The organism is Paramagnetospirillum marisnigri, assembly GCF_001650715.1.
In the GTDB taxonomy this organism is placed as follows: domain Bacteria; phylum Pseudomonadota; class Alphaproteobacteria; order Rhodospirillales; family Magnetospirillaceae; genus Phaeospirillum; species Phaeospirillum marisnigri.
Window position 1 is genome coordinate 133,689 of the sequence record NZ_LWQT01000037.1, and the last position, 6,132, is coordinate 139,820.

The following is a 6,132-nucleotide window of genomic DNA, read 5'->3' on the forward strand; positions in this document are numbered from 1 at the left end:
ATGATCAGTTCCGCCCTGTCTCGTCTGTTCACCGATCCCTGGGAACGCTCCGTCACCGAACGCTCGCGCCAGGAGCCTCGGCTGGGCAGCGCCGACGAGGTCAAGCAGGCGGCGCTCACCGACGAGACCGAGCCGCTGCTCGCCCTGCCCGCCCCCGGCGCCGCCGAGTCCGATACGCCGCGCTTTGATCTGCGCAACATCTCGCCGCGCGACTTCGCCGACCTGACTCACGAATTGTATCTGGATGGCACCCTGACCTGGGATGAGTTCAAGCTGGTGGGATTTCCCAGCGAACTTGATCCCCGCTATGACGAGACCATCGGCGCCCTGATCGGCGAGAAGGCCAATCCCGACCAGCCCAAGGACATGCTGACCCAGTGGGAGCAGCGGGTGGACTTCGAGAAGCGCTACAACCCCCATCCCGATCAGGTCAAGATCGCCGAGGAAGCCTTGGGCAAGCTGGCCTGGATCAGCAGCGCGCCCCTTGACCTGAGCGCGTGACAGTAATCGCCACCCCAATAACGAAAACGGCCGGACATGTGTCCGGCCGTTGGCATGTCCGGGCGAAAGCCCCTACTCCGCCTTGACCTCTTTCTTGGGCTTGGGCAGGTCGAGCTTGATGTGCAGTTCGCGCAGCCGTTCCGGGGTGATCTCGGCCGGGGCCTGCATCAGCAGGTCCTGGGCCTGCTGGTTCATGGGGAACAGGATGACTTCGCGGATATTGGGCTCGTCGGCCAGCAGCATGACGATGCGGTCGATGCCGGGAGCCGAGCCGCCATGGGGAGGTGCTCCAAACTTGAAGGCGTTCAGCATGCCGCCGAAATGCTCTTCCACATGCTCGGCGGAATAGCCCGCGATCTCGAAGGCCTTGTACATGATGTCGGGGCGATGGTTGCGGATGGCGCCCGACGACAGTTCGACGCCGTTACAGACGATGTCGTACTGATAGGCGTTGATGGTCAGCGGGTCCTTAGTCAACAACGCGTCCATGCCGCCCTGGGGCATGGAGAACGGGTTGTGCGAGAACTCGATCTGGCCGGTTTCCTCGTTGCGCTCGTACATGGGGAAATCCACGGTCCAGCAGAACTTGAACACGTCCTTTTCCAGCAGATCCAGCTCATTGGCGATCTTGGTGCGCACGGCGCCCGCGAACTTGGCGGCCACCTCTTCCTTGTCGCAGGCGAAGAACACCGCGTCGCCGTCGTTCAGATTGGCGGCCGCCTTGATGGCGGCGACGCGCTCGGGCTCCAGGTTCTTGGCGATGGGACCCTTGGGACCATCGGCGGCGAACTGGATATAGCCCAGGCCACCGGCGCCGTTTTCCCGCGCCCATTCGTTCATCTTGTCGAACCAGGAACGCGGCTGGCCAGCGGCACCCGGCGCCGGAATGGCGCGGACCACGCCGCCCTTGTCCACCAACTTGGCGAACAGGCCGAAGCCGGAGCCGCGGAAGGGCTCGGTGACATCGGCGATGATGATGGGATTGCGCAGGTCGGGCTTGTCCGAGCCGTATTTCAGCATGGCGTCGGCATAGGCGATGCGGGGGAACGGCGCCGGGGTGACGGCGCGGCCCTGGCCGAATTCCTTGAACACGCCTTCCAGCACCGGCTCGATGGCGTTGAACACATCGTCCTGGGTGCAGTAGCTCATCTCGAAATCGAGCTGGTAGAACTCGCCGGGCGAGCGGTCGGCGCGGCCGGCTTCGTCGCGGAAGCAGGGCGCCACCTGGAAATACTTGTCGAAGCCCGCCACCATCAGCAGCTGCTTGAACTGCTGCGGCGCCTGGGGCAGGGCGTAGAACTTGCCGGGATGCAGGCGCGACGGCACCAGATAGTCGCGGGCGCCCTCGGGCGAGGACGCGGTCAGGATCGGGGTCTGGAACTCGGTGAAGCCCTGGTCCTGCATGGCACGGCGCAGATAGGAGATGACCCGCGAGCGCAGCATCATATTGGCGTGGACGTTTTCGCGGCGCAGATCGAGGAAGCGGTATTTGAGGCGCATATCCTCAGGATATTCCTGCTCGCCATAGACCTGGATCGGCAGCGGATCGGCGATGGACTGGATTTCCACCTCGGCCACGTAAAGCTCGATCTCGCCGGTGGGCAGGCGGGGATTGATGGTGTCGGCCGAACGGCTGACCACCTTGCCGGTCACCGTGATCACGCTTTCGGGCCGCGCCTTTTCCAGGGTGGCGAAGACCGGGCTGGAAATGTCCAGCACGCACTGGGTGACGCCGTAATGGTCGCGCAGATCGACGAACAGCAGGTTGCCGTGGTCGCGCTTGCGATGGACCCAGCCGGACAAACGGGCCTGGATACCGGCGTCGGAGGCCTTCAACTGGCCGCAGGTGTGCGTTCTGTAGGCGTGCATGGGGAACCCTTATGAAAGGCCTTTTCTCGAACCCGGAAGAAGGCATCGCCACCCCAACTTTGTCAAGCTGGCTCTAACCGATTCTTTACGAGTCCGGCGCACACTGTCCTCAAGTTCAAGGGTCGGCGCGCGATCCTGGGGCCCGGCGGCCAGAAGGTCCGTCCACTCTTGCCAGGATGGTAAGCCATGACCCACGACTTCCAGAGCGTGCGCGTTCTGCTGCGCAACCCCGACCCCGTCACCCGCAAGATCGTCACCGGCACCCTGGGCAACCATGGCTGCCGCCACATGGTTTCCGCCGAATATGGCGGCGAGGCCGATCATTACCTGCGGTCCGACATGATCGACCTGCTGATCGTCGATGCCGACCGCAGCCTGCACGACGCCTGCGACACGGTGCGACAGATGCGCAACCGCGCCGATGGCGACAACAGCTTCGCGCTGTCCATCATCCTGACCAGCACGCCCGACCCCGAGGCGGTGGTCCATCTCATCGACAGCGGCACCGACGCCATTCTGGTCAAGCCGTTCCAGCCCGCCGCCCTGACCCTGCAGATCGACACATTGATCCGCTCGCGCCGCCCCTTCGTGGTGACCAGCACCTATGTGGGGCCGGAACGCCGGGGTGACGGTGCCCGGCCGGGCACCGAATCGGCGCCCCGGGTGCCGGTGCCCAACCCGTTGCGGGAAACGGTGATGGCCAGCACCAGCCGCGACGAATTGCGCCGCAAGGTCCGCGCCTCGTGGGACGTGGTCAACGAGCACCGCATCGAGCGCCAGACCGCGCAACTGGCCTGGCTGGTGAACAAGGTCCGCGCCGCCTTCGGCCGCAATCCCCCAGCGGCCGACGCCGCCGCCCTGCTGGGCCAGTTGCTCAACTGCGTCTCGGAATTGCGTCTGCGGGTGGCCGGAACCGGCTTCGACCACGTCGCCCATCTCGCCACCACCATGATCGAGATCTGCTACGGCCTGGGCCAATCGGTGGATTCCCCCGACGGCCGCTGGCTGGCGGTGCTGCCCAAGGTGGCCGACGCCATGGTCAAGGCCTTCTCGCAGGAACGCGACGCCATCCATGCCAGCCGCCAGATCAGCGAGGCCGTCACCACCCGCTTCCGTGCCGAAGTGCCCAACATCACGCGCTCCTATCACTAATGAGGCAGATATATGCATAAGGGTTAAAGGTTGAGAGGTCTTCTGGATCATGCCAATGTCATAGCCGTGACTTGGGTACAGATTATGACTGCGGCATGAGGCTCAGAAATTCCCTCCAGACTGTGTTCGTGCTGTCGGCGGTCGGGATTCTGCTGATTTCCGCCGCAACCGTTGGCTACATATCCTTTGCCAATTCGCGCGATGCCATCGCCGTGCTGGCGAGCGAATTCCGCCGGGAACTGGCCAACCGGGTGGTGGACCATCTGCGCGTCTTCCTCGAAGCCCCGCAGAACATCCTGCGTGAGAACGCCGCCAATCTGGCCGAAGGCATCCTTCCCACCGACGACCCCGGCGCCATCAGCCGCCATTTCCTGCGCCAGTCGTTGATCCATCCCTCGCTGAGCAGTCTCTATTTCGGCAATACCAGCGGCGGCCTGGCCGTCGGTGGCCATGACGGCCGCCGCGAGGTGCTCTATACCATCACCACCGATGGCTTCGTCGCGGGGCGGTTCAACAAGTATCGCGCCGATCCGGACGGCTCCCGCCAGGGCTTGATCCAGTCGCTTCCCAATTACGACGCCCGCACCCGCCCTTGGTATCGTTCGGCCATGGCGAGCGGCGATGGTGTCTGGGGCCCCATCTATATCCTCTTCACCGGCGACGACATGGCGCTGCCGCCCAGCCGCGCCGTCCGCGATACCTCTGGCCGGCTACTGGGAGTCGTCGGAGCGGATCTCTTCGTGGCCCAACTGTCACGCTTCCTGTCTGACCTGCACAGCCGTGCTCCCGGACAAACCTTCATCATGGAGGCCGACGGTTCCCTGGTCGCCAGTTCGACCGGCGAACCGCCCTTCACCCGGAGCCAGGAAGGACAACCGGGACATCGCCTCAAGGCGACAGCCAGCAGCAACCGACTGACCGCGGAGGCCGCCAGTCTGGTCCTGACCGAGGACAAGAGAAGCGGACACTCCCTGCGGCTCGACAGCGCCCAAGGTCGGCACTTCGTCGAGGTTACCCCGTTCCACGATCCCCGGGGCATTGCCTGGACCATCGCCACGGTCGTTCCAGAACACCATTACATGGACGCGGTGGAGGCGGGCAATCGCCGCTCCATCTGGGTCATCGTCGCCTCACTGGCGGTGATGGCCCTGGCCATGGGACTGTTGGCCCGGCGGGTCCTCGACCCGCTCAATCGGCTGACCACTTCGGTCAGGGCCATGACCATGGGTGAGTTGTCCCAGACCCTGCACGTAGACCGTGACGATGAGATCGGCGTGCTGGCCCGATCCTTCAACGAGATGAGCGCCTCCATCCGCACGCATCGCGAGGAGTTGGAGGCGCTGGTGGAGCAGCAAAGCCGGACCAAGGACGAGCTTCGCCGCGCCCAATCCGTGCTGGAAGCCCGGGTGGCCGAGCGCACCGCCGATATCCGCAAGCTGTCGCTGGCGCTGGAGCAAAGCCACAACATGGTGATGATCACCGGGCTTGACGGCGCCATCGAATACGTCAATCCCAGATTCACCGAACTGACCGGATATGCCCGCCACGAGGTCGTCGGCGCCAATCCAAGACTGCTCCAATCCGGCGACACGCCGCCCGAGGTCTATGCCGAAATGTGGGCGACCCTGATGCGGGGCCAGGAATGGCGCGGCGAGTTGAAGGATCGGTGCAAGAACGGCACCGCCTTCTGGGCCAGCGTCCTGATTTCCCCGGTCAAGGACGACAACGGCATCATCACCCATTTCGTCGCCATGCACGAGGATATCACCGAACGCCGCCGCGCCGAGCAGCAGGTCCTGGAAGCCAAGGAACAGGCCGAGATCGCCAATCGGGCCAAGTCCGAGCTGATGGCCAATATGAGCCATGAACTGCGAACGCCGCTCAACGCCATCATCGGCTTCTCTGAAACCCTGATGCAGGAAATTTTCGGCCCGGTCGGCAGCGATAAGAACAAGGAATACATCGTCGACATCCACAGTTCCGGCCGCCACCTGCTGGAACTGATCACCGACATTCTGGACGTCTCCGCCATCGAGGCGGGAAAGCTGGTGCTGCAGGAGGAATCCATCCAGCTCCCCAAGGCGCTGGCGGCGGTCGCCCGGCTGATCCAGCACCGCGCCAATACCGAGCGAGTGGGATTGTCGATCCAGGTGCCCGAGGTGATTCCCGACCTGCAGGCCGACCCCCGCCGCTTCAAGCAGATCGTACTGAACCTGCTGTCTAATGCGGTGAAATTCACCCCCGCTGGCGGCCACGTCACCCTGGCGGCCGACCTCGCCCCGGATGGCAGCATCCGGATCAGCGTCGCCGATACCGGCATCGGCATGAGCCCCGACGAGCTTGCCATCGCCATGACCCAATTTGGCCAAGTGGAGTCCGGCCTCAATCGTCGGCACGAAGGCACTGGCCTGCGCCTGCCGCTGACCCGAGGGCTGGTGGAACTCCATGGCGGCCGCATGGAGGTGACCAGCGCCAAGGGGGTGGGCACCACCGTCACCATACTGTTTCCCTCGCGGCGCAGCGTCACGCCGGTCTAGCACTACTTTGGCATATTTTAGCTACGGGCGGTTTTTTGGGGTTCCCAAGAGCAAGTTTGCGTGATTCATAAGA

At 64.1% G+C, this 6,132-nt stretch carries 4 protein-coding genes; 3 read left to right on the forward strand and 1 reads right to left on the reverse strand.

Annotated elements, in window-relative coordinates; translation table 11 throughout:
• Positions 1–501 carry a hypothetical protein gene (locus A6A04_RS02970; RefSeq protein ID WP_068489782.1) on the forward strand — a complete coding sequence of 167 codons (501 nt, stop codon included), beginning with the start codon at positions 1–3 and terminating at the stop codon, positions 499–501.
• Positions 502–573: 72 nt separating this feature from the next.
• Here A6A04_RS02970 and aspS read toward each other — a convergent pair whose 3' ends face one another.
• Complete coding sequence (aspS, locus tag A6A04_RS02975) at positions 574–2,370, reverse strand: aspartate--tRNA ligase (RefSeq protein WP_068489766.1); 1,797 nt, start codon at positions 2,368–2,370, stop codon at positions 574–576.
• Positions 2,371–2,556: 186 nt separating this feature from the next.
• On the opposite strand from aspS, the gene A6A04_RS02980 reads away from it, so the two are divergent.
• Together A6A04_RS02980 and A6A04_RS02985 are read left to right on the forward strand one after the other, a co-directional pair.
• Positions 2,557–3,522, forward strand: coding sequence for a response regulator (locus A6A04_RS02980; protein ID WP_068489767.1), 966 nt, complete (start codon positions 2,557–2,559; stop codon positions 3,520–3,522).
• Positions 3,523–3,617: 95 nt separating this feature from the next.
• Positions 3,618–6,059 carry an ATP-binding protein gene (locus tag A6A04_RS02985; RefSeq protein ID WP_082914650.1) on the forward strand — a complete coding sequence of 814 codons (2,442 nt, stop codon included), beginning with the start codon at positions 3,618–3,620 and terminating at the stop codon, positions 6,057–6,059.
• The last annotated feature ends 73 nt before the right edge of the window (positions 6,060–6,132 follow it).